The organism is Aliidiomarina soli (assembly GCF_003986975.1).
In the GTDB taxonomy this organism is placed as follows: domain Bacteria; phylum Pseudomonadota; class Gammaproteobacteria; order Enterobacterales; family Alteromonadaceae; genus Aliidiomarina; species Aliidiomarina soli.
In genome coordinates, this window is sequence record NZ_PIPO01000005.1 from 49,966 (window position 1) to 72,990 (window position 23,025).

The window sequence follows — 23,025 nt, forward strand, 5'->3', positions numbered from 1 at the left end:
TAACAGTTGGCAGATGCCCGGGATAATGCACCGTGACTGGCTCCGTCAGTTAGAATGAAAAGGTGTCGCAAAAGGCGTTTATGATAAAGCAATTTCCTTCGCGCGGCTATTTGATAAGATAGACCTTTTATACAGATTGACGAATAGGAGCGCCATATAGTGACTGACATTCGGCAGCAGCAGTTAGCCAGTTGGTTGGAGACTCAGCCTGAGTGCCCGGCGGGAGCGCTACAGAGTGTTTCCGGTGACGCCAGTTTTCGGCGTTATTTTCGCTACCCATATGCGGGTAGCTGGCGCATAGCCGTTGATGCGCCTCCACCGCATGAGTCGTTGCAGCCATTTATGGCGATAGCACAACGCTACGCTGACGGAGGTGTCGCAGTACCACTGGTGCATGCCTTCGACGAAAAACAGGGTTTTATGGTGCTTGATGACCTTGGCGACACCCTGCTTTACAGTCAACTGACCGATGAAGCCGCCGCGGAAACCAGTTATCAGCAGGCGCTAGCCATGCTGCCGAAAATAATGCGCGTCACCAGTACCGACCAGGGACCACTGCCAGCTTACTCAGAGGCGCTGCTGCAACGGGAGCTGGATCTGTTTCATGACTGGCTCCTGGAAACTCATTTGGGGCTGACCCTGACCCCTACGCAACAACGGGTGTGGGTTAATGCCTGCGATCTACTGAAAGACAACGCACTGTCTCAACCCCAGGTTGGGGTGCATCGGGACTACCATTCGCGCAACATTATGCAGACCGACGAGGGGTTGGCGGTTATCGACTTTCAGGATGCGGTACTCGGGCCTGTTACCTATGACGCAGTCTCGTTGTTGCGCGACTGCTACGTACGCTGGCCGGATCAATTTGTCGCCGTTCAGCGTGCCTTCTTGTACCAGCGGCTCCGCACTGAAAAGCTGCTGGACAGTGAGGTCAGCGAAGAGACCTTTACCCGCTGGTTTGACTTAATGGGCATTCAGCGTCATCTCAAGGCGGCTGGTATATTCGCCAGACTGAATCACCGTGATGGTAAGCCGGGGTATATGGCCGATGTGCCGCGCACCTTAAGCTACATTAAGGATATCAGCCAAGGGTACCCGGACTTAGCAGAGTTCCATGCGCTGTTAACGGATATTTTGCCAGGAGCCTCGTTTTCATGCGAGCGATGATCCTGGCGGCTGGCCGTGGCAGCAGAATGCGTCCATTGACCGACCAGTTACCAAAGCCATTACTGACTGCTGCAGGTACGCCGTTAATTGACTACCATTTGCATAAACTGGCGAAGGCTGGGGTCACTGATGTGGTGATTAATCATGCCTGGCTTGGTCAACAGCTTGAGGCGCATATCGGTGACGGCAGTCGGTTTGGGGTCAGCGTCGCGTGGTCTCCTGAACCAGCAGGGGGGCTGGAAACTGCTGGTGGCATTATTCGCGCCTTGCCTATGCTGGGCGATGGGCCATTCATCGTGGTCAATGGTGATGTCTGGAGTGACATTGATTACCATGAGTTGCCTACTCAGCTTGGCGACGCCCATGGCCACCTGGTGCTGGTTGAGAACCCGGCTCACCATAGCGAGGGCGACTTTGCTCTTAGCGATGGTCGAATTAACCTTGAAACAACACCACGCTACACCTTTAGTGGTGTAAGCGTTATCAGTCCGCAACTTTTTGCCGGGTTTGATGAGGGTTTTCTTAAACTGCGTCCTGTCTTTGAACAGGCAATTAACGGCGGCTTGCTAACCGGCCGACTGCACCAGGGCTACTGGTGTGACGTAGGGACGCCACAACGTTTAGCTGAGCTCGATCGATATTTACGCATCGACCTCGACCATTAGTGAGGAAAAAGTAGCAGGCTTATGTGGGGAAAAATTGTTGGTACAGTGCTTGGCCTTTTACTTGCGCGCCTTCCGGGCGCAATTTTGGGGTTTTTAATCGGTCATTGGTTTGATCATGCGTATCGTCAGCAGGTAAACGAAGGAGGTGGTTTCGCCAGTTTATTTAAAGATCAGCGGTTAAACTCAAAACAGGCGACGTTTTTCTACGCCATGTTTGCAACTCTCGGTCACTTGGCGAAGAGCAAGGGCCGTGTCACGGAAGTGGATATTGCGCAGGCTCAGCAGCTGATGAAAGAGCTTGAGTTACATGGCGACATGATGCGTGAGGCACAGGAGGCATTTCGCGAAGGCAAACAGGCGAATTTCCCGTTAGAGAAAACGTTAAAGCAGTTTCGCCAGGATAGCCGTGGCCGCTTTGACCTTTTACAGCTATTTATGGAACAACTAGTGGTTGCGGCTTTGAATGACCGACGTCTGCAGCGCAGTGAATACGATGTTCTGTTACGTGCTGCCCGGGCATTGGGTTTCAACAAGTTCCAGCTGGATAAATGGCTGTTAATGACCGGGGCGAGTGCTCGTTTTGCCCAGTCGTCCGGCCCTCAACAGCGCGCTCACCATCGCCAGCAGTCTCGTAGCGGCGGTGAACAGTACCGGCGGCAACAGCAGGCAGGCTCTCTGGAAGACGCCTATCAAGCACTTGGGGTTGAAGCCTCGGTTAGTGACGAACAGGTTAAAAAGACCTATCGCAGTCTGATGCGGCAATATCATCCGGATAAACTGGCCGCTCAGGGGGTGCCGGATCAAATGATGAAAAAGGCGACCCAGCGCTCGCAGGAAATTCAGGCTGCGTATGAAAAGATTAAGCGCGCACGGCGGGCCGCCTGATCAGAAGTCTTCGCTTTGCAGCCAGCCATATACATGGTGTTGTAGATAGCGCGGCTGCTCAGCATGACGGCCAGTGGGGAGTATACGCTGACGATAACTGAGGTGATTGTGGCGACGTGCCTGCTGCTGTCGTCTGGAATTTGTGTCAGTTGCCCAGCTATTGCCGTCACCGGGTGCTAAGTCAAGCAGCGGGATCCGCAGCTTAGCCAGGGTGGTCGCCAGCGCCTGGTTCAATTGCCACTGTGGGTAATACACACCATGCACAATCAACGCATCGATTTGAGTAAATTCACCCTCCGCCATTAAATCCGCAAGCAGTGCTGCACTGACTCCTTCTGCGACGACGATCAGGGCACCCGTGTGCTCAGCGGTATGGGTAAGTGCGGCGTTCATACGCAGCCGTAACGCGTCTTTCAGGGGCTCCACCGTAGCAGGTTCAGGATAGCGCTCGTAAGCGTCCTCTGCTTGCCAGGTAAAACTACCGATGTCGGTAGTGGGAGGTTGCAAGGCGAAGGTATACCAGCCGTAGCCAATCATACTTTGATACAAAGCCCGTATCGCCGACGACTGCAGCGGATGGGTGCCAACATCCGGCAGCAGGATCATGCGCCCGCGGTCATAGGCCTGTTCATTTTCTTTTTCCAGCAGTAAATACCGATCGTCGTCGTCCTCAAGCCAGACCACCTCGCCAGGCGGCAGGTAGTACTCAAAGTCGTTCTGACTGGCGAAGGTGGCTGAGGTGGCTAGCAAGGCAGCGCCGACTAAAGCAATGCCAAAGGGCTTACCACCAATGAGCGACCATCGCGGATACTGGAAATTTGTTTTCATGCCTCAGGTATCGGCCAGGTTCGCCGTTTGCTTTAGTCTGGCGGGTTAAAAAGGTGCCGCCAGGGCGAACGCCTGGGGCTGTCCTGTTATTGGGTGGATGAAACCGATTGACTGCGCATGCAAAAGCAGCCGTTGAGCCGCCAGTCGCGAGGTCTCAGTGCCATACAGCCGGTCGCCTAAAATCGGACAACCGAGCGCGTTCATATGCACCCGGAGCTGATGTGAACGCCCTGTCACTGGACTCAGGATAACGTCTGATACATTCTGTTCGGCGTTATAGTTGAGTACCTCATAACCGGTCAATGAAGGTTTACCCTGGTCAGTACAAACCATTTGTTTGGGCCGGTTCGGCCAGTCACAGCGTAACGGCAGGTCGACCTCGCCCTGAGGCTGTGGCAACTGACCCGCGACGCGGGCATAGTAACGTTTGGTCACGGTCCGTCGTTGAAACTGCTTACTCAGCTCACTTTGTGCTTGCTTGTGTAAGGCAAACAGGATCAGTCCTGAGGTGGCCATGTCGAGCCGGTGAACCACGCGAATTTCTGGCCATACCCGACGCAAACGGCGTTCAAGACTGTCCTGATGAGCGGGAGCTTTGCCGGGGACTGACAGTAAACCGCTGGCCTTATCGGCAACCACAATGTCGTCATCGTAATAGACCAGGCTAAGATACGGACTCTGTGGGGGCTGATAGACGAAATCATCCGTTGCCCGCGAAACATGACCGGTGGTTTGCATCATCCGCCTTCGGTTCCGGCGTTAACAATAACCCGTATGCTATCGATGCTGATCTGTGGGGCAGCGAAGGCTTTTTTCCAGCTCGCCTGTTGCAACTGAAGGGCTTCAATTTCTTCGTCGCGAATGCTGGGGTTGCGGGTTTGTAAATGTTGCAGCCGCTCAATTTCGTTTTCGAGGCCTTGCAAGCGAAGATCTGCAGCTTCTGCACATTGTTGCTGCAGTATTGACTCAGCCTCGGGCAGGGTTTGTTTAACCACTGCCTGTAACGGTTTGCGTAGCGCCTTGATCATTTGCGCGGCTGACTTCTTATTGACGAAATGGAGTTGCTTGTTGAGCGTATCGGCGGCTATTTTCTGGTTCAGATTGCGGCCCTGGCTATCCAGTAGCAGGCGCACAGGCGCGCAAGGGTAGAGCTTCTCAAGCCCCAGCGCGGGCGCTTGCGGTAAGCTGGCCCGGACATGCATTTCTATAAACCAGTGCCCTGCAGGTAGCGCTTTGTTTTTCAGGATCCCGACACAGGCACTGCCATGATTATCACAGATCACCAGATCCAGTGCGGTTAGCACCTGCGGATGCTCCCAGGTAAGAAACTGTGCATCATCGTAACGCAGTGCAGTAACACGATCGAACGTCACCACGCTGCCTTCTTCATCCAGTCCAGGCAAGCCATTGGCGGCAAAGTTTTGTCCCGGTTTAATAATTAACCGCTGGTCATCTTTGTCTTCCACCTGAACCCCGAACTGGTCCCAGAAAGCAAACATGAAACTGGCTAGTTCAGTTTTGTGTTCATTCTCTTCAATCGCCTGACACAAAGCTTCAGCGGGCTGCATACGACAGGAGTTAAGCTCCAGCAAGCGGTCACGACCTGCAGCAAGGTGCGAGCGAATCGCTGCGACTTCGTCGGCGGTACGGGCAATAAAGGCATCGAAGGTTGCGGTATCTGCAGCCAGCGCCGTTTCAAGGTCGTCGCCAAGTTGCTGCATTAAACGGTGGCCAGTGGCGTTGGGTTGGGTAAACGCCTGCATTCCTTCATCGTACCAGCGAGCCAGCCTGGCTTCGCGTGACTCCGGGCTGGCTGCCAGATGAATATCAAATGCCTGCAACTGGCCAATCCGGTCCAGTCGGCCTATGCGCTGTTCTAACTTGTCCGGGTGCGTCGGCAAGTCCAGCATGACTAAGTGGCGGGCAAACTGGAAATTGCGTCCTTCGCCGCCAATTTCGGAACTTAACAGCAGTTGTGCGCCGTCTTCGTCGTCGGCAAAAAAAGCGGCCGAGCGATCTCGCTCCAGTAACGACATGCCTTCATGAAAGAGCGCGCTATGGCGGCCATAATGAATGCGCAGAAGTGCTGCCACTTCTTCCACATCGGACTGGGTCTGCATAATAACCAGTATTTTATCGTGACTATGGCTGCGCGCCAGATTGTGCAGCCATTCAACTTTGCTTTGCAAACCATCGTCGTCCCCGCTGGGAAGGGGATAGAACTGATAGCGACGCTGCGGGAAGCCGGTGATGTTAGCCCGGGTGTTACGCATTAGTACGCGGCCGGTGCCATGTTCGTCGAGCAGCTCGTTCAGCGCCGCGCTATCCTCATCGAGGTCGGCCGCCTGGTCAGCCACCTGCTGATACTTCTCCTGCTCGGCAACAAAGGCCTCAAGCGAGTGAAAGCGATCCGGGTCAAGCAGGTGAAGCTGTTCAAAATGACTGTCTGCTCCGCCTTGATCAGGCGTCGCCGTAAGTAGTAACAGACCCGCTTGCTGACTGAGTTGCTGAACAACGCTTCGTTGCGGCGCGGTGAGCTGGTGGGCTTCGTCTACGACCACTAAATCCCAGCCTGCGTCCTGCGCGGCGGCAACGTGTTTGTCCTGTTCCAACAGGGACGCCGGGCAAAGCGCCAGCTGAATCTGATTAAACGGGTTTTCTTCGCTTTCTGCCGCGGCTTCACAGAAACTCTGGTCGACAATAGTAAACATTAAATTAAAGCGGCGGCGTAACTCTATCATCCATTGGTGCAGCAACGGATCAGGGACACGCACCAGGACCCGTCGGGCCTGCGCATTGAGCAGCTGACTTTGCATAATAAGTCCGGCTTCAATGGTCTTACCGAGGCCGACTTCATCGGCTAACAGAACCCGGGGAAATGCGCGACTACCAACGGTGTGGCCGATATATATTTGATGAGGCAGTAATTCGATACGGGCGCCCAGCAACCCTCGGCCAGGGTGTTGCAGCCAGTCACGCATGGAAGCACTGGCTTGCTGGCGCAGATTAAAGTGGCTGACACGGTCAAACTGGCCGGCTAATAGTCGGTTTAATGGGCTGCTTAGCTGAACCTGGAAATGCAATTGAGTTTCAGGGATCTGAACAGGTTGACCGTCTTTCTCGCCGTGGTAAATCAACACGCCGGACTGCTCGTCGACCTTACGGACGATAAAATTCCAGCCATCGGCATGCTGTGCTTCTTCGTCAAGGTCCAGAATGTGACGGGTCAAAGGCGCTTGCTGGGCCGCGTAAGCCCTTTCTTCGCCGTTGGCTGGGAACAACAGACTGACCTGGCGGCCACTGATCCCGGTCACAATACCCAAACCTAACTCTATTTCTGTTTCACTTAACCAGCGTTGGCCAATTGCAAAGTCGCTCAAAGGGATGCCTTTTTGTCGTTTAACGAATGAACGGAACCGACCGCTATGGTAACAAAGGAGCGTCCGCCTTGGGGTAAAAAAAATGTTAGTAAAAACTCATAGCCAGCACCCGTTAAACTATGCTAATAAATTAACAACCAGCCCCATTTGAGGTACGTTCTATGTCCGAAACTGGCGTCAAGCACTATGTACTGGATACCAACATCCTTCTGCACGAGCCACTTGCCTTTCTTAATTTTCAGGAGCACAACGTCATCATCCCGATGGTTGTTCTCGAAGAACTGGATAACATCAAAGACCGCAACAAAGATGTCAGCCGCGATGCCCGTGTAGCCATTCGCGCACTTGAAGATGCGCTGCACGAAGCGACACCTGAGCAAATTACCGCAGGCGTACCCTTAACCCGGGTCAGCGGTGAGCATCAGGCGCAGGGGCACCTATCGATCTTCCCGGATTTTCAGTTGCGCCAGAATGAGTCGGAAATGCTGTTGAATGAAAACGACCATCGCATTATTCAGACAGCACTGGAGTTACAAAAGCAACGCAGTGGGCCCGTGGTGCTGGTCACCAAAGACATTAACATGCGGCTTAAAGCAAAAGGGGCGGGGGTGAAACGGGTTGAAGACTACCGTACCGATCAGCTGATTGACGATATCAAATTCCTCGCCAAAGGGTTTTACCAGTTTCCGGGTGACTTCTGGAGCCAGGTAACGGATGTTAAAAGTGAACAGGACGGTCGCGACACCTACCACTATATTCCCCGTGATCTGTTCCCGGGGGCGTACCCAAATGAATATTTGATTGACGAAACCGACAGTTTTGCGGCCCGGATCGAAAGCTATACTGACACCCTGGTGAAAATTCAGGATCTCAGCAGGGAACGGCTGATGAGTCAGCGGGCCTGGGGGATTTCAGCTAAGAACATCTATCAGGCGATGGGGCTTAATGCCTTGCTTGATCCGACCATCGATCTGGTCATTTTAACCGGGCCGGCCGGTTGTGGTAAAACCTTGCTGGCACTCGCCACTGCACTCGAGCAGGTGGTTGAAAAGGGCATGTACGAGAAAATCATCGTCACCCGTAGCACCCCGGAAATTGGTGAGTCGATAGGCTTTTTGCCAGGCACGGAAGAAGAAAAAATGGCGCCCTGGCTGGCGGCCATTACGGACAGCCTTGAGGTGCTGCACAAGTCCGACGAACACGCCGAATCAAGCCTGGATTACACCATGAGAAAAGCCAACATTCAGTTTAAGTCGATTAATTTCATGCGTGGGCGCAGTATCCAGAATGCCATCGTCATTCTCGATGAAGCTCAGAACCTGACTGCGTCTCAGCTGAAAACTATTATTACCCGCTGTGGTGCAGGAACGAAAATTATCTGCTCCGGCAACCTGGCGCAAATCGACAGCTACTATTTGACCGCTTTAACCTCGGGGCTTACCTACTTGGTTGAGCGTTTTAAAAACTACCACGGAAGTGCCACGGTTAACTTGAATGGGGTGGTACGCAGTAGTCTGGCGCAGTATGCAGAAGAGAACCTGTAGTCAGAAGTCTTTAATCGTCACCGCACCGCTGTGCAACGCACTGCGGTAATTGCGGGCGACCTCGCCCACTTTCATTGGTGCCGGCCCGGTAGGGTCGGCGACGACCAGTCGTTGCCCTGCATAGGGGACCGAAACATCGCCGTCTTCCAACTCAAGTTCCACCGCGAAAACGGCATGTCCCGGCAGGTAAACAATGTGACTGTTAACCTCAGGGTGCAAGTTGGCGAAGAGCGCCGCGAGTAAGGTCACTTTGCTATCGCAGTCGCCATGGTTTTCATAGAGTAAGCGGGTGGGGGTAATGAACCCTGCACCCGGGCTTTGCAAGCGGTTGCTCATGTCATCGTAGGGAATTTGCTGCAGCCAGCGGAGCAAGAACTGCAGGGTTTCACGCGCCGACGTTTGGTCCAGGTGCGCGGCCACTGCATCGCTAAAGGGGGTTAATGCCGCTTGCGATTCAATGGCGATGCGGGGATGGTCGGGTGTATAACCGTCAGGACCTGCGTGCAGCTGTATGGAGGCGTAATAATAGCGCGCCAGCACCTGCTGCATGGCCTCTTGCTGGTGCGCCTGGATTGCGTTTATTCGCTCGCGTTGTTGTTCAGCCGGGCCTTGATGAGCGATGACCTGAAGCGACTGCCCCTGGCGTTGAATTTCGATATCATGCCAGCCCTGTTGGTGGGCGAAATCGAGCAGTTGGCGGTGCTCTTCGCGCTGCAATCGCGCTGAGCTTAATGGACGAAAATTGGTTGGAGTGCTGATGAAAGACTGGCGATCGGTGCGAACGTTGAGTTCAACCGGGGCGCCGTTATGGTCAGCGAAACGGTAGTTTAGTTGCAGTCCCTGGTCGTCAGCATGGCGCTGGAACTCTAGTTCGGCGCTCGCGCTGGCTGAAACCAGGCACAGCATCAGAGCGCAAAGCAGGCTGACGTTTGTTAACAAACGGTCAGCGCACATCGGATCAGAATTTAACTTCGGAAATCGGGCTGGCCACGTACTTCAGGTCGATTTGGTACTCGACGCCGCCGGCACGAATAAAGAAAAAGGTTTTATCGCGTTTAAATAATTCGCTTAATACCACGTTCTTGACGTTGGCACGACGCACAGGCTCAAGGTCCGTTAGCTCGACGCCGTAGCGGCTGACCAGAATATTGTCATAGCGAGCAGGAGTAACCAGCAACAATGACTTGTTATCGTCAGTGAGTGAAATGGTGTTACCGGTGACTGTAAATGGGTCTTCTTTTCCGAACAAGGCGTTGCCCTCAAAATACGAGAAGGAATTAACGAGACGTAAATATATCGAAAAGAGAACCTTTAGCCAAGTAAAGATTCCCAGTCGCTGCCGTCAGCGTTGAAAATAGTCTTGTAGAATAAGGCAAGCTGACGCGCTGTCAATGCTGTCCTTATCCAAATTGCGATAACCACCCTCTGCAAATAGCAATTCTTTTGCACTGACTGTGGTTAATCGTTCGTCCTGCAGTTCAACTTTCACGCCAAAGCGGCCATGTAAGCGATTGGCGAATTTTCGTGCACGAACTGTGATCGGTTGTTCGCTACCATCCATATTAAGCGGTAACCCTACCACACAGACATCGGGTTGCCATTCTTTAAGTAAACGTTCGAGCTGCTCCCAATTGGGGATCCCATCATTCGCTTTTAGTGCTTTTAACGGGGTGGCCGTCGCCGTCACTGACTGACCCACGGCGACTCCAATATTACCTGTACCATAATCGAAAGCGAGGTAGCTTGCCATCAGGCATGTCCTGAACCGGGGGCAAGTTGCCAGATATCAATACCAAGCTTCTCGGCTGCTTTCTGCCAGCGTTCAGAACTTGGCGTTTCGAACAGGATACTGGCATCAGCCGGGATGGTTAGCCAGTGATTACTGGCCAGCTCTTGTTCCAACTGCCCGGCGTCCCAGCCTGCATACCCAAGGGTAAGCAAAAATTTATCGGGTGCGTCGGCAGAACCAAAGGCCTGTAAAATATCCTTTGAGGTGGTGACCATAATCTCATCGCTTAACTGCAGACTGCTGCGCCAGGTATCCTGAGGCGCGTGGATGACAAACCCACGGTCAGTGCCAACCGGGCCGCCGGAATAGACCAGCGAGCGTTCGAGAAGATTCTCTCCTGGCACCTGAATTTCGATTTGTTCGAGTAATTTAGAGACGCTCATTTCAGCCGGCTGATTCACTATCAGCCCCATCGCCCCATCTTCGTTATGCTCGCAAATATAGGTGACGGTCCGTTCAAAAAACGGGTCATCGAGATCCGGCATCGCTATCAAAAAATGATTCTGTAAGCTTTCCATAAACGACTACCTCACCGTAAAACACTCTATTACTATGGGGGCTGCGGTCCTCTTTTTAAACCCTGTTCAGCCCCCGCGCTGGGTAAAGTACGCTGGCTACTAGCGTTTAATTTTTGCTCTGCATGTCGCTGGCAATGGCATCGAACAGCATTTTCGCAATATTAATGTCGTAATGGTCTTCGATTTCGCGCATGCAGGTTGGGCTGGTCACATTGATCTCGGTAATACGGTCACCGATCACATCGAGGCCGACCAGGTAGAGGCCTTTTTCTTTCAGGGTCGGGCCGATACGCCGGGCCAGCGCCCAGTCGCTGTCACTGAGTGGTTGCGGACGGCCACTGCCACCAGCAGCCAGGTTACCCCGGGTTTCACCGGCGGAAGGAACCCGTGCCAGGCAATAGGGCACCGCCTCGCCGTTGATCAGCAGAATACGTTTATCGCCATCTTTAATCGCTGGCAGATATTCCTGCACCATGGCGAAGCGTTCGCCGTGCGCGGTTAAGGTTTCGATAATAACACCGAGGTTATTGCCGTCTGCTTTAACGCGGAAAATAGAGGCGCCGCCCATCCCATCCAGTGGTTTTATAATAATGTCTTTATGGGTTTGGTGAAACTCACGGATACGGTCAGAGTCGCGGGTCACCAGGGTTGCGCTGATGGCATCGGGGAACCAGGCGGTAAACAGTTTTTCACTGCAATCGCGTAAACTTTGTGGGCGGTTGACCACTTTCGCACCGCTCTGTTCAGCCAGCTCGAGAATATGGGTGGCATAGATAAACTCGGTATCGAAGGGCGGGTCTTTGCGCATCAGGATGACATCCAGTTCACCCATATGAATATCACAGCCATCGCCGAGGGTGTAAAAGTCCTCGTGTTGGTCGCGCACCGTCAGTGGTCGCACGAACGCCATCGGGTTGCCACCGTCAATAAACAAATCTTTCATTTCCATATACAGCACATCATCACCACGCGCCTGCGCCTCGAGTGCCAGGCGGAAACTGGTGTCTTTGTAGGTTTTGACCGTCTCAATTGGGTCCATGATAATGCCGACTTTCATGCCAACCTCAGCTGTAAATTAGAAGATAGAAAGGAACCTCGAGTGTAGCACGAGGGATTAAATCAGATCACCGTGATTTGCCTGTAACGCAGCCAGCGCCGCGAGGGCCGCCGTTTCTGTACGCAATACCCGCGGACCAAGCCGCACTGGCAGGCATTTTGCTTGATGGGTTGCCGTTACTTCGTCCGCTGAAAAGCCGCCTTCCGGCCCCACCAGCAAGCTTACTTCCCCCGGAATTGTAGCACTCTTCAATGACTGCTCTGCGCTGGGTTCCAGGGTCAGGGTCAGTGGTCGTTCAGCGGACTCAAGATACTGTTGCAAGGTGATCGCGGGATTGACCCTGGGGACTGTATTACGGCCACTTTGCTCGCACGCTGCAATGACAATTTTCTGCCATTGCAGCAGCTTTTTCTCGAGCCGTTCACCCTGCAATTTAACCCCGCAGCGGGCAGTGAAGATTGGAGTAATGCTGGCAACGCCGAGCTCCACCGATTTTTGCAAGGTAAAGTCCATGCGGTCACCGCGGGAAATACCCTGAACAAGATGAATCTTCAGCGGCGACTCGACATCGGCCGTCTCCTGCGTCAGCACCTTAGCGCTGACATGTTTTTTGCTGGCGCTTTCAATCACCGCCTGGTAACGACAGTTGTCACCGCAAAAAAGCTCCAGTTCAGCACCCGCACCTAAACGCAAAACGCGGCCAACATGGTTGGCCGCATCTGCTTCCAGTTCGACTAGTTCACCGCAGCGCAGGGGCTGCGGGTGGTAAATTCGAGGTACGCGCATCGGTCAGGCAACCGCGTCCTGCAACAATGGCGCTTTGTCGGTGCGTTCCCAGGGGAACTCATCGCGACCAAAATGACCATAGGCAGCGGTCTGTAAATAGATAGGACGTTCCAGGTCAAGCATCTGAATCAGGCCGTAAGGGCGTAAATCAAAGTGTTCGCGGACAGCACGGATAAGACTCGCTTCATCATGCTGGCTGGTGCCAAAGGTTTCAATACTGATAGAGGTGGGTTCGGCGACACCAATTGCGTACGACAGCTGCACTTCGCAGCGCGCTGCCAGACCGGCTGCGACAATGTTTTTCGCGACATAGCGTGCGGCATAGGCTGCGCTGCGATCCACTTTGGACGGGTCTTTACCTGAGAAAGCACCGCCGCCATGGCGAGCCATGCCGCCATAGGTATCGACAATGATTTTACGGCCAGTCAGGCCGCAATCACCCATCGGCCCGCCAATCACGAACTTGCCCGTTGGATTAATATGGAATTTGGTTTGTTTAGTGACCCACTCCGTTGGCAAAACAGGTTTGATGATATGTTCCATCACTGCTTCCTGCACGTCCTTCAGGCTGTATTCGGCTGCATGCTGGGTCGACAGCACGACCGCATCGATACCGATCGGTTTGCCGTCTTCATAAACAAAGGTCAGTTGGCTTTTAGCATCCGGACGCAACCAGGGTAAGTCACTACGGCGCATGTCGGCCTGGCGCTGCATCAGCTTATGGGCATAGGTAATAGGAGCTGGCATAAGTACATCTGTTTCATTCGATGCATAGCCAAACATCAGGCCCTGATCGCCAGCACCCTGTTCTTCCGGGGCGCCACGGTCGACGCCCTGGTTGATATCGGCAGACTGCTTACCAATCGCATTAAGCACCGCACAGCTTCCAGCGTCAAAGCCCATATCTGAATGGGTGTAGCCAATTTTTTCGACGGTGTTACGAACCAGGCTCTCAACATCAACCCACGCGTGAGTATTGATCTCACCACCGACCAGAACCATGCCGGTTTTAACATAGGTTTCGCAGGCCACACGCGCTTTCGGATCATCGCGCAGAATCGCATCCAGCACTGCGTCAGAAATCTGATCAGCAATTTTATCAGGATGTCCTTCAGAAACGGATTCAGAGGTAAACAGGTGTTGTGCCATAGTTCGTAATTCTCTCTTCATTTTGAAACGGCGCTACTGTAGCCGTTTTTAGCGGTGAAATCCAGTTTTAGACGTCTATAAGTCCGAACGCCATGCTAAATTTGCGTGCGCGGTCTGAATTGTGGACAATACGCGCGCAGGCCATTGCTGCACACCCTTTACGTAACCTACCCGGGGAAAAGTTCATTTCCCGGGTTGAGTAAATGCTAGCCTTAAATCTCAGGAGTGTTCCATGTCCCAACGTCGTCACCTCGCCAATGCCATTCGTGCCCTTAGTATGGATGCGGTTCAGCAAGCAAATTCTGGTCACCCTGGGGCCCCGATGGGCATGGCAGACATTGCTGAAGTTTTATGGCGAGACTACATGCAGCATAACCCGGCAAACCCTGAATGGGCCAACCGGGATCGCTTCGTGTTGTCAAATGGCCATGGCTCCATGCTGATTTATTCGTTACTGCACCTGACTGGCTACGATCTCGATATTAGCGAACTGAAAAACTTCCGTCAGTTACACTCCAAGACACCAGGGCACCCTGAGTATGGCTACACCCCGGGCGTAGAGACAACCACCGGACCCCTGGGTCAGGGTCTGAGCAACGCCGTCGGCATGGCGCTGGCAGAAAAAGTGCTGGCCGCACAGTTTAATAAGCCGGGCCATGATGTGGTCGACCATTATACTTACACTTTCCTGGGTGATGGCTGCCTGATGGAAGGTATTTCCCATGAAGTTTGCTCGCTGGCCGGAACCCTTGGGCTTGGTAAACTGATTGCATTTTATGATGACAATGGCATTTCTATCGATGGCGAGGTTGAGGGCTGGTTTACCGACGACACGGTACAGCGTTTCGAGAGCTATGGCTGGCACGTTATTGGCGGCGTCGACGGACATGACAGCGAGGCAGTTAATACAGCGATTGAAGCGGCGCGCCGGGAAACCGGTAAACCGACCTTAATTTGCTGCCGCACCGTGATTGGCTTTGGCTCACCGAACAAACAAGGTAAAGAAAGCTGCCACGGCGCCCCACTGGGGGATGATGAAATTGCTCTGGCACGCAAGGAACTGGGCTGGAACTATGGCCCCTTTGAAGTGCCAGCTGATATTTATCAGGCGTGGGACGCAAAGGCACGTGGTGCCGAAGCAGAAGCGGCCTGGAACGAAACATTTGCAGCGTATCGCGCGGCACACCCTGAACTGGCGGCTGAATTAGAGCGACGTCTGGCGGGTGAATTACCGGCTGACTTTGCTGACCAGGCGCAGGCTTACATTGAGAAACTTCAGGCCAACCCTGAGAAAGTAGCAACCCGTAAAGCATCGCAGCAGGCATTGAATGCGTTTGGCCCGTTATTACCTGAGTTGCTCGGCGGCTCAGCGGATCTGGCCGGTTCTAACCTGACTAAATGGGACCAGTCAAAGCCATTGACGCAGCAGGACGCCAGCGGCAACTACATTTATTACGGGGTGCGTGAATTTGGCATGTCGGCGATTATGAATGGGATTGCGTTGCATGGTGGTTTCATTCCTTATGGTGCGACCTTCCTGATGTTTATGGAATATGCCCGCAACGCCGTGCGCATGGCCGCCCTGATGAAGCAGCCGGCTATTTTTGTCTACACCCATGACTCCATTGGTCTAGGTGAAGACGGCCCGACTCACCAGGCGGTGGAACAACTGGCGAGCATGCGCGTGACCCCGAACCTGACCACCTGGCGTCCTTGTGATCAGGTTGAGTCAGCAGTTAGCTGGCGTGCAGCAATTGAACGTCGCGACGGCCCCACTGCGTTGGTATTCACCCGTCAGGGCGTAGCGCCGCAACCACGCAACAGCGAGCAACTGGCTGATATTCGCCGCGGTGGCTATGTATTGAAAGACTTTGCTGAGAATCCTGAGCTTATTCTGATAGCCACTGGTTCTGAAGTGGAACTGGCGATGCAGGCGGCTGAGAAGCTGAGCGGGCAAGGTGAGAAGGTGCGTGTGGTCTCAATGCCAAGCACCGATGAATTTGATGCCCAAAGCGACGACTACAAAGAGCGTGTATTGCCGAAAGCAGTGCGTCGCCGTGTCGCCATTGAAGCGAGCATCGCGGACTACTGGCTAAAGTATGTAGGCCTGGATGGCGCGGTAGTTGGCATGACTACCTTTGGTGAGTCAGCGCCAGCCGACCAGTTATTCGAATTCTTTGGCTTTACCGTGGACAATATCGTTAAAACGGCGCAGGCGGTCTAAATGAGCGCACCGCGCAAGATCCGTATTGCAATTAACGGGCTCGGACGGATAGGCCGCAGCGTGCTGCGTGCCCTGTACGAGTCGGGTTACCGCGAGCGTATTGAAGTGGTGGCAGTTAACGAGCTGGCCGCTGCCAGTTCGGTGGCTCATTTGCTTAAGTATGACAGTACTCACGGCCGTTTTGCGCTCCCTGTGAGCGCAGCAGACGGTTATTTGCAGATTGCAGAGGATCGTATCCAGCTGGTTCGCGAAGCAGAGTTAGCGAAGCTGCCATGGCAGGGGCTCGGCATCGACGTGGTACTTGATTGTACCGGGGTCTTTGGAAGTCGGGCGGATGCACAAAAGCATCTCGATGCGGGTGCCGGCAAAGTACTCTTTTCGCACCCGGCAGCCAACGATGTTGATATCACCGTGATTCAGGGGATTAACCAGCACGAACTGGAACCCGGCCATCGCATTGTCTCCAACGGTTCCTGCACCACCAACTGCATCGTGCCGGTGATTAAAGTGCTCGACGATGCCTTTGGCGTTGACAGTGGCACCATCACCACCATTCACTCGGCGATGAATGACCAGCAGGTGATCGATGCGCACCACGATAATCTGCGCCTGGCACGGGCGGCTTCGCAGTCGATTATTCCAATTGATACCCGTCTGGCCCGCGGTATCGAGCGTATTTTACCGAAGTTTGCTGGTCGCTTTGAAGCCATAGCGGTAAGGGTCCCGACGACCAATGTATCGGTTATGGACCTCAGTGTGACCCTGCACAACCGGGTCGATATCAACAAGGTCAATGATGCGCTGGCCACCGCGGCAGAAGGGAGTCTTCAGGGCCTGCTTGGGTTTACCATGGAGCCTCTGGTGTCGGCTGATTTTAATCATGATCCGCGTTCGAGCATCGTCGATGGCACCCAAACACGGGTCAGTCATGGTCATTTGGTTAAGGTACTAACCTGGTGTGACAACGAGTGGGGCTTTGCTAACCGGATGCTGGATACCACCCTGAACCTGGCGTGAGTTCGGCTGGCGCCTTAGCGTGAAGCGACTTAAAGTATAAACTGATTTTTTGATTATTGATGGCTAACCTAACTGGGTAGCCCGACAAGACAAGGACAAAGGACAAGCTATGAGCGTTCTGGCAATGACTGACTTTGATCTGCGCGGTAAGCGCGTGTTAATTCGTGAAGATCTCAATGTTCCGATCAAAGATGGCAAAGTAACCTCGGACGCGCGGCTAAAAGCGGCGCTGCCCACTTTGCAGAAAGCGCTTGAGCAAGGGGCTAAAGTGATGGTGATGTCGCATTTGGGCCGTCCAGAGGAAGGCCAGTACGATGAAGCCTACTCCATGGCGCCGGTGGCTCGCTATCTGGAGGAAGCGCTGAACTTTCCAGTGCGCATTGAAAGCAACTATTTAAACGGGGTTGATGTTGCCGGCGGTGAACTGGTTGTGTTTGAAAACGTTCGTTTTAACCAGGGTGAGAAAAAGAACGACCCTGAATTAGCGAAGAAGCTGGCAGCGTTGTGCGAGATCTTTGTGATGGACGCATTCGGCACCGCCCATCGTGCTCAGGCCTCAACCTATGGTGTTGCCCAATATGCGCCTATCGCCTGCGCCGGTCCGTTGCTGTCGGCCGAACTGGAAGCACTGGGTAAGGCGTTGAAAGAGCCGAAGCGACCTCTGGTTGCCATTGTTGGTGGCTCTAAAGTGTCAACCAAGCTCACGGTGCTCAATTCGCTGGTACGTAAAGTTGACCAGTTGATTGTTGGCGGCGGCATTGCCAATACCTTTATCAAAGCGGCCGGACATAGCATTGGTAAATCGCTGTGTGAAGACGAGCTGGTGCGCGAAGCCAAACGCCTTGCCGATTCAGCGAAAACCCGCGGCGCGGATATTCCGGTACCCACCGATGTCGTAACCGGTAAAGAGTTTGCTGAAAACGCAGCGGCTGAAACCAAAGCAGTCACCAATGTGGCTGATGACGATATGATTTTCGATATTGGGCCGGAAACTTCAGCAGCACTGGCTGAAGTACTGAAAAGCGCTGGAACCATCGTCTGGAACGGACCTGTCGGTGTGTTTGAGTTTGAACAGTTTGGCGCCGGCACGCAGGCGCTTGCACAAGCGATAGCCGACAGTGACGCATTTTCAATTGCAGGTGGTGGTGATACGCTGGCAGCCATTGATAAATATGGCATTGCAGACAAGATTTCATACATTTCGACCGGCGGCGGCGCGTTTTTAGAGTTTTTAGAAGGTAAAACCTTACCAGCGGTTGCCATTCTCGAAGCTCGCTGCAAAGACCACTAAGGTCGCGCAGGATCATAAATTTTAGTTTAAGGAGTATTTTTTCATGGCATTAATTTCATTGCGTCAGTTGCTGGATCACGCAGCAGAGCATAGTTACGGCGTCCCTGCCTACAACGTTAATAATTTAGAGCAGATGCGCGCTATCATGCGTGCTGCCGATGACACCAACAGCCCTGTGATCGTGCAGGCCTCTGCCGGTGCGCGTAGCTACGCGGGTGCACCTTTCCTGCGCCACTTGATTCTGGCTGCGATCGAAGAATGGCCACATATTCCGGTGGTGATGCACCAGGACCACGGCACCTCGCCAGCGGTCTGTCAGCGTTCGATTCAACTCGGCTTCAGTTCCGTGATGATGGATGGTTCATTGAAAGACGACGGCAAAACCCCGGCTGACTACGACTACAATGTCGATGTGACTCGTCGCACGGTAGAAATGGCACATGCCTGTGGGGTCTCGGTTGAAGGTGAGCTGGGTGTGCTTGGTTCGCTGGAAACCGGCGAAGCCGGTGAAGAAGACGGCGTCGGTGCAGAGGGCAAACTGACCCACGATCAGTTACTGACCGATCCGGAAGAAGCCGCTGCATTTGTTAAAGCAACTCAGGTCGATGCACTGGCAATTGCCTGTGGTACGTCTCATGGTGCGTACAAATTTACCCGTCCACCGACTGGTGACATTCTGGCTATCGAGCGGATTAAAGAAATCCATGCGCGTATTCCGGATACCCATTTAGTTATGCACGGTTCGTCGTCAGTGCCGCAGGACTGGCTGGCGGTTATTAATGAGTTTGGTGGCGAGATCCCTGAAACTTACGGCGTGCCAGTTGAGCAAATTCAGGAAGGCATCCGCCACGGTGTGCGTAAGGTCAATATCGATACCGATCTGCGCTTAGCGTCGACAGGTGCGATTCGTCGTCACCTGGCCCAGAACACCAGCAATTTTGACCCGCGTAAGTACTTCCAGGCAGCGACAGAGGCGATGTACGATATCTGTAAAGCTCGCTATGAAGCCTTTGGTACAGCAGGAAATGCAGACAAAATTAAACCAATTTCGCTGGAAGATATGTATAAGCGTTATGAAAGTGGTGCATTAAAAGCCACCGTTAAATAAGCCATACAATTGTCTGTAAGGAGTGAGTTGTGTCTAAAGCAATCTCAACAGGAACCTTGGCAACCTTGTTGGTTGCCGCCATCCCAGGGTTTGTTCTGAGCTCAGCTGCGCTGGCTCAGGAGAACCAGGCCGAGGCAGAAGACCAGGGCTGGAAAGTTGAAACGGAAGTGGGTTTATTAATCCGCACCGGTAATACCGAGTCACAGTCCTGGAAAGGTAAGTTAAACCTTGCGCGCGATATCGAGCGCTGGCGCCACCAGGCAGAATTTGACTATTACCGTCAGGAAACCGAGAACGAAGCGGGGCAAGATGTTATCGACGCCGACCGTTTCTTTGCCGCTGCGCAGACCAACCGTAAGTTTTCTGACGACAGTCGGTCATCGCTGTTTTTGTATGGCTCATACGAAGACGACCGTCTGAATAGCTATGACTTCCAGTCTACGATTGCTGCCGGTTATGGTAATCGCTATACCTGGAACGAAGGTCTGTATGCGGACTTCGAAATTGGTCCTGGTTATTCGTACGACAAGCGCATTGACACCGGTGAAACCAGTGGCGAGTGGATTCTGCGCCTGGCGGGGAAACTGAACTGGGATATTACGGCAAACTCGCGGTTCACCCAGAGTATGTCGACCGAAGTAGGTAACGACAATACCCGTACCCGCTCGGTATCAGCGCTGACAGCGAATATCAATTCGTCGTTGGCGATGCGGGTGTCGTTAACACTGACTCATAACGACACTGTGTACCCAGTTGAAGATGGCTCGCTGCCGGAAAAACTGGATAGTGAGACCGCCGTTACGTTGGTGTACAGCTTTTAACCAGCATTTACGGAACGTTTAGCAGTAGTTCAGGCGTGGCTTACTTTCAGGTAAGGCACGCTTTTTTTCGCTCATGGAGGTCCTATGCGTCTTATTCAGTCGGTTTCCCGGCTTAAATTGCTGGAAATTATGAATCGTCTCGACTTTTTCATTGAGTTAAGTGGGGAAGAGCGTCGCCTTTTGGTCGACGATAAGTTGCAGGTATACAGCTGTCGTGAAGGACAGCCTATTACTAAGCAGGGCGACCATGACACCGCATTTTATCTGCTGCTGTCCGGTGAAGCGCGCATAGAAAAAGATGGCCAGCAGCTTGGCAGAGTCGGCACCGGCGAATTTATCGGCGAAGGGTCTTTTGTGACCCGAAACCCACGCAGTGCCTCCGCTATTGCTACGCGGGACTGTATTTTATTTCGGATTGATAACAAAGCCTTGCGCTCTTTAGGCGCAGTTATTCGGGAGAAGGTGAAAGACGCAATTATTCGCGGCATGGCGCGACGGATTGTGCACTTGAACGAACGTCTTGAGCTCACACGGGTGTAAGCAGGAATAATGAAAGTAGCTGATTTTAGTTTTGAATTACCGGACGAGCTAATTGCTCGCTATCCGCAACCTGAGCGCAGTGCCAGCCGAATGCTGGACGTGGATGCCAGTAGCGGTGAACTGACGCACCGTCAGTTTAAAGACATTGTCGACCTGTTACAGCGTGGCGATCTGCTGGTTTTTAACGATACCCGGGTCATTCCGGCACGTTTACTGGGGCAGAAGGTCTCCGGTGGCAAAGTTGAAGTGCTGGTTGAACGGGTCCTGGATGAGCATCATGTGTTGGCGCATGTACGTGCCAACCGGGCGCCGAAAGCGGGTGTACGGGTACTGCTGGAAGAGGCCTTTGAAGCCGAAGTGCTGGGGCGCGAAGGGGCGCTGTTTAAGCTCCATTTCGACAGCCAGCAGACAGTTCTTGAGCTGCTCGAAGCCCATGGGCATATGCCCTTACCACCTTACATTGACCGCCCTGATGAAGACAGTGACCGTGAGCGTTACCAGACGGTTTACAATCGTAAACCGGGTGCTGTGGCGGCGCCGACTGCGGGGCTGCATTTTGATGATGCTATTTTACAGCAGCTGCAGGATAAGGGCGTTGAATTTGCCTACGTAACTTTACATGTCGGCGCTGGTACCTTCCAGCCGGTGCGGGTTGAGTCGATCGAAGAGCACATCATGCACAGTGAATATGCAGAGGTCGGTGAAGATACCATTGCCGCCATTCAGGCCGCCAAAGCCCGTGGTGGACGAGTGGTCGCTGTGGGGACAACCTCAGTGCGTTCGCTGGAATCAATGGCCAAAGCCAGCGCGACAGACCAGTTGCAGCCATTCTTTGCGGAAACGGATATTTTTATCTATCCGGGCTACCAGTTTGCGGTGGTCGATGCCATGGTCACTAACTTCCATTTACCGGAATCGACCTTGTTGATGCTGGTCTCAGCCTTCGCCAGCCGCGATATTATGCTCAACGCCTACCAATCAGCAGTTGAGCATAACTATCGTTTCTTTAGCTATGGCGATGCCATGTTTTTGCACTCCCGAGCTTAGTCGTTGAGTGCTGGAACCGGCAGGCTGCGTTTTGCGTAGAAGTTTTCGACAAAGTCATCGAAGGTGCCATTGTCGAGTGCATCACGCATGCCCTGCATAACCACTTGATAGAAACGCAGATTATGAATGGTGTTTAACCGCGCCCCTAAAATCTCGTTACAGCGATCAAGGTGATGCAGGTAAGCGCGTGAGTAATTCTTGCAGGTATAACAATCACAGGTTTCATCCAGCGGGCCTGGGTCGGTGCGGTGTCGGGCATTGCGGATCTTAAGCACGCCGTCACTGACGAACAGGTGGCCATTGCGCGCATTGCGCGTTGGCATCACGCAGTCAAACATATCCACACCACGGCGCACGGCTTCTACCAGATCTTCTGGCTTACCGACACCCATCAGATAACGCGGCTTATCCGCTGGCATTTGCGGCGCGGTATGGCTGAGAATGCGCATCATGTCTTCTTTCGGCTCACCGACTGACAAGCCACCGATAGCGTAGCCATCGAAACCTATATCAGTCAGGCCATTGAGCGAAACGTCACGGAGTTCTTCATACATGCCGCCCTGAATAATACCGAATAACGCCGCCGGGTTGCCCTCGTGGGCGTCTTTTGAACGTTGTGCCCAGCGTAACGACAGCTCCATTGAGCTTTTCGCCTGCTCTTCAGTCGCAGGATGTGGGGTGCACTCGTCGAAAATCATGACGATATCAGAGCCCAGTTCGCGTTGGACCTGAATTGATTTTTCCGGGGTCAGGAGGATTTTCTCGCCGTTTATCGGAGAACGGAAGGTGGCGCCTTCTTCGCTGATCTTGCGCAGCTCGCCGAGACTGAACACCTGGAATCCGCCCGAGTCGGTGAGGATAGGACCATCCCAGTGCATAAAGTCGTGCAGATCACCATGTTGCTGAATAATCTGGGTACCAGGGCGCAGCATCAGGTGAAAGGTGTTGCCGAGGCAAATCTGGGCGCCGGTTTCACGTACTTCCTCCGGGGTCATACCTTTGACCGTCCCTAAGGTGCCGACCGGCATAAAGGCAGGCGTTTCCACCGTCCCGCGCTGAAAAATCATTCGTCCGCGGCGTGCCTGGCCGCTGGTTGTATCCAGTTCAAACTTCATAGTCACCACATGTCCTGTTCCTGATCAGGCGCGATTATACACAAAAATGGCTGACGATTGGCAGCAGCGGCAGAATTCCCTTGGTGTGCTAGAT

General features: G+C 53.4%; 22 protein-coding genes. 11 read left to right on the plus strand and 11 right to left on the minus strand.

Annotation, left to right across the window (positions count from 1 at the left end; translation table 11 throughout):
* Positions 1 to 159: 159 nt before the first annotated feature.
* From CWE14_RS11080 to djlA, 3 genes are read left to right on the plus strand one after another with little or no spacing between them, the layout of a single operon-like run.
* Positions 160 to 1,167, plus strand: coding sequence for an aminoglycoside phosphotransferase family protein (locus CWE14_RS11080; protein ID WP_126799436.1), 1,008 nt, complete (start codon positions 160 to 162; stop codon positions 1,165 to 1,167).
* Positions 1,155 to 1,832, plus strand: a complete 678-nt coding sequence (gene murU / locus CWE14_RS11085) for an N-acetylmuramate alpha-1-phosphate uridylyltransferase MurU (RefSeq protein WP_126799437.1) — start codon at positions 1,155 to 1,157, stop codon at positions 1,830 to 1,832. The genes CWE14_RS11080 and murU overlap by 13 nt, the downstream gene beginning before the upstream one ends.
* Before the next feature lie 21 nt (positions 1,833 to 1,853).
* Positions 1,854 to 2,717 carry a co-chaperone DjlA gene (gene djlA / locus CWE14_RS11090; RefSeq protein ID WP_126799438.1) on the plus strand — a complete coding sequence of 288 codons (864 nt, stop codon included), beginning with the start codon at positions 1,854 to 1,856 and terminating at the stop codon, positions 2,715 to 2,717.
* Here the strand turns inward: djlA and CWE14_RS11095 are convergent, their stop codons facing one another.
* Genes CWE14_RS11095 through CWE14_RS11105 form a run of 3 tightly spaced genes read right to left on the minus strand, consistent with a single transcriptional unit; the run spans position 2,718 to position 6,925 of the window.
* A complete protein-coding gene (locus tag CWE14_RS11095; RefSeq protein WP_126799439.1) occupies positions 2,718 to 3,545 on the minus strand; it encodes a DUF3530 family protein in 828 nt (275 codons plus the stop codon). It lies immediately after the preceding gene.
* Between the two features lie 45 nt (positions 3,546 to 3,590).
* Complete coding sequence (locus CWE14_RS11100; protein ID WP_241972389.1) at positions 3,591 to 4,286, minus strand: pseudouridine synthase; 696 nt, start codon at positions 4,284 to 4,286, stop codon at positions 3,591 to 3,593.
* On the minus strand, positions 4,283 to 6,925 hold the full coding sequence (locus tag CWE14_RS11105; RefSeq protein ID WP_126799440.1) for a helicase-related protein: 2,643 nt from the start codon (positions 6,923 to 6,925) through the stop codon (positions 4,283 to 4,285). Before CWE14_RS11105 ends, CWE14_RS11100 begins: the two co-directional genes overlap by 4 nt.
* A 161-nt stretch (positions 6,926 to 7,086) precedes the next feature.
* Between CWE14_RS11105 and CWE14_RS11110 the strand changes: the two genes are divergently transcribed.
* Complete coding sequence (locus CWE14_RS11110; protein WP_126799441.1) at positions 7,087 to 8,469, plus strand: PhoH family protein; 1,383 nt, start codon at positions 7,087 to 7,089, stop codon at positions 8,467 to 8,469.
* On the opposite strand, the gene CWE14_RS11115 is transcribed toward CWE14_RS11110, so the two are convergent.
* The 7 genes from CWE14_RS11115 to metK all read right to left on the minus strand — a co-directional run bounded on the left by CWE14_RS11115 (position 8,470) and on the right by metK (position 13,768).
* The gene (locus CWE14_RS11115; protein WP_126799442.1) at positions 8,470 to 9,408 is read right to left on the minus strand and encodes a hypothetical protein; all 939 of its coding nucleotides are present in this window, start codon (positions 9,406 to 9,408) and stop codon (positions 8,470 to 8,472) included.
* A 19-nt stretch (positions 9,409 to 9,427) separates the two neighbouring features.
* Positions 9,428 to 9,718, minus strand: coding sequence for a hypothetical protein (locus CWE14_RS11120; protein ID WP_126790199.1), 291 nt, complete (start codon positions 9,716 to 9,718; stop codon positions 9,428 to 9,430).
* A 93-nt stretch (positions 9,719 to 9,811) separates the two neighbouring features.
* Positions 9,812 to 10,219: a Holliday junction resolvase RuvX gene (ruvX, locus tag CWE14_RS11125; RefSeq protein WP_126790198.1), complete on the minus strand. Its 408-nt coding sequence runs from the start codon at positions 10,217 to 10,219 to the stop codon at positions 9,812 to 9,814.
* Positions 10,219 to 10,776: a YqgE/AlgH family protein gene (locus tag CWE14_RS11130; protein WP_126799443.1), complete on the minus strand. Its 558-nt coding sequence runs from the start codon at positions 10,774 to 10,776 to the stop codon at positions 10,219 to 10,221. The genes ruvX and CWE14_RS11130 overlap by 1 nt, the downstream gene beginning before the upstream one ends.
* A gap of 106 nt (positions 10,777 to 10,882) precedes the next feature.
* A complete protein-coding gene (gene gshB, locus CWE14_RS11135; protein WP_126799444.1) occupies positions 10,883 to 11,833 on the minus strand; it encodes a glutathione synthase in 951 nt (316 codons plus the stop codon).
* Between the two features lie 57 nt (positions 11,834 to 11,890).
* Positions 11,891 to 12,619 (minus strand): 16S rRNA (uracil(1498)-N(3))-methyltransferase, encoded by a 729-nt coding sequence (locus tag CWE14_RS11140; RefSeq protein ID WP_126799445.1) that lies wholly within the window; start codon positions 12,617 to 12,619, stop codon positions 11,891 to 11,893.
* 3 nt (positions 12,620 to 12,622) lie between these two features.
* Positions 12,623 to 13,768 (minus strand): methionine adenosyltransferase, encoded by a 1,146-nt coding sequence (gene metK / locus CWE14_RS11145; RefSeq protein ID WP_126799446.1) that lies wholly within the window; start codon positions 13,766 to 13,768, stop codon positions 12,623 to 12,625.
* 232 nt (positions 13,769 to 14,000) lie between these two features.
* Between metK and tkt the strand changes: the two genes are divergently transcribed.
* The 7 genes from tkt (at position 14,001) to queA (ending at position 21,816) form a co-directional block, all read left to right on the plus strand.
* Positions 14,001 to 15,992, plus strand: a complete 1,992-nt coding sequence (tkt, locus tag CWE14_RS11150; protein WP_126799447.1) for a transketolase — start codon at positions 14,001 to 14,003, stop codon at positions 15,990 to 15,992.
* Positions 15,993 to 17,009 carry an erythrose-4-phosphate dehydrogenase gene (epd, locus tag CWE14_RS11155; RefSeq protein ID WP_126799448.1) on the plus strand — a complete coding sequence of 339 codons (1,017 nt, stop codon included), beginning with the start codon at positions 15,993 to 15,995 and terminating at the stop codon, positions 17,007 to 17,009.
* A gap of 109 nt (positions 17,010 to 17,118) precedes the next feature.
* Entirely contained in the window at positions 17,119 to 18,300 is a 1,182-nt protein-coding gene (locus CWE14_RS11160) for a phosphoglycerate kinase (RefSeq protein WP_126799449.1), read from the plus strand.
* 43 nt (positions 18,301 to 18,343) lie between these two features.
* Positions 18,344 to 19,408: a class II fructose-bisphosphate aldolase gene (fba, locus tag CWE14_RS11165; protein WP_126790190.1), complete on the plus strand. Its 1,065-nt coding sequence runs from the start codon at positions 18,344 to 18,346 to the stop codon at positions 19,406 to 19,408.
* A gap of 29 nt (positions 19,409 to 19,437) precedes the next feature.
* Positions 19,438 to 20,229: a DUF481 domain-containing protein gene (locus CWE14_RS11170; RefSeq protein ID WP_241972390.1), complete on the plus strand. Its 792-nt coding sequence runs from the start codon at positions 19,438 to 19,440 to the stop codon at positions 20,227 to 20,229.
* Between the two features lie 84 nt (positions 20,230 to 20,313).
* Positions 20,314 to 20,769: a Crp/Fnr family transcriptional regulator gene (locus tag CWE14_RS11175; protein ID WP_126799450.1), complete on the plus strand. Its 456-nt coding sequence runs from the start codon at positions 20,314 to 20,316 to the stop codon at positions 20,767 to 20,769.
* Between the two features lie 9 nt (positions 20,770 to 20,778).
* Positions 20,779 to 21,816 (plus strand): tRNA preQ1(34) S-adenosylmethionine ribosyltransferase-isomerase QueA, encoded by a 1,038-nt coding sequence (gene queA / locus CWE14_RS11180; RefSeq protein ID WP_126799451.1) that lies wholly within the window; start codon positions 20,779 to 20,781, stop codon positions 21,814 to 21,816.
* On the opposite strand, the gene tgt is transcribed toward queA, so the two are convergent.
* Positions 21,813 to 22,931 (minus strand): tRNA guanosine(34) transglycosylase Tgt, encoded by a 1,119-nt coding sequence (gene tgt / locus CWE14_RS11185; RefSeq protein WP_126799669.1) that lies wholly within the window; start codon positions 22,929 to 22,931, stop codon positions 21,813 to 21,815. The two genes, queA and tgt, sit on opposite strands and share 4 nt — an antisense overlap.
* Between the last annotated feature and the right edge of the window lie 94 nt (positions 22,932 to 23,025).

Excerpts from the sequence above, each read along its gene's own strand:
- fba (WP_126790190.1), top strand. The coding sequence starts at position 18,344 with ATGGCATTAATTTCATTGCGTCAGTTGCTGGATCACGCAGCAGAGCAT.
- ruvX (WP_126790198.1), bottom strand. The coding sequence starts at position 10,219 with ATGGCAAGCTACCTCGCTTTCGATTATGGTACAGGTAATATTGGAGTC.
- CWE14_RS11110 (WP_126799441.1), top strand. The coding sequence starts at position 7,087 with ATGTCCGAAACTGGCGTCAAGCACTATGTACTGGATACCAACATCCTT.
- queA (WP_126799451.1), top strand. The coding sequence starts at position 20,779 with ATGAAAGTAGCTGATTTTAGTTTTGAATTACCGGACGAGCTAATTGCT.
- CWE14_RS11100 (WP_241972389.1), bottom strand. The coding sequence starts at position 4,286 with ATGATGCAAACCACCGGTCATGTTTCGCGGGCAACGGATGATTTCGTC.
- gshB (WP_126799444.1), bottom strand. The coding sequence starts at position 11,833 with ATGAAAGTCGGCATTATCATGGACCCAATTGAGACGGTCAAAACCTAC.
- tgt (WP_126799669.1), bottom strand. The coding sequence starts at position 22,931 with ATGAAGTTTGAACTGGATACAACCAGCGGCCAGGCACGCCGCGGACGA.
- CWE14_RS11140 (WP_126799445.1), bottom strand. The coding sequence starts at position 12,619 with ATGCGCGTACCTCGAATTTACCACCCGCAGCCCCTGCGCTGCGGTGAA.
- CWE14_RS11130 (WP_126799443.1), bottom strand. The coding sequence starts at position 10,776 with ATGGAAAGCTTACAGAATCATTTTTTGATAGCGATGCCGGATCTCGAT.
- CWE14_RS11095 (WP_126799439.1), bottom strand. The coding sequence starts at position 3,545 with ATGAAAACAAATTTCCAGTATCCGCGATGGTCGCTCATTGGTGGTAAG.
- CWE14_RS11175 (WP_126799450.1), top strand. The coding sequence starts at position 20,314 with ATGCGTCTTATTCAGTCGGTTTCCCGGCTTAAATTGCTGGAAATTATG.
- epd (WP_126799448.1), top strand. The coding sequence starts at position 15,993 with ATGAGCGCACCGCGCAAGATCCGTATTGCAATTAACGGGCTCGGACGG.
- murU (WP_126799437.1), top strand. The coding sequence starts at position 1,155 with ATGCGAGCGATGATCCTGGCGGCTGGCCGTGGCAGCAGAATGCGTCCA.
- CWE14_RS11160 (WP_126799449.1), top strand. The coding sequence starts at position 17,119 with ATGAGCGTTCTGGCAATGACTGACTTTGATCTGCGCGGTAAGCGCGTG.
- djlA (WP_126799438.1), top strand. The coding sequence starts at position 1,854 with ATGTGGGGAAAAATTGTTGGTACAGTGCTTGGCCTTTTACTTGCGCGC.
- tkt (WP_126799447.1), top strand. The coding sequence starts at position 14,001 with ATGTCCCAACGTCGTCACCTCGCCAATGCCATTCGTGCCCTTAGTATG.
- metK (WP_126799446.1), bottom strand. The coding sequence starts at position 13,768 with ATGGCACAACACCTGTTTACCTCTGAATCCGTTTCTGAAGGACATCCT.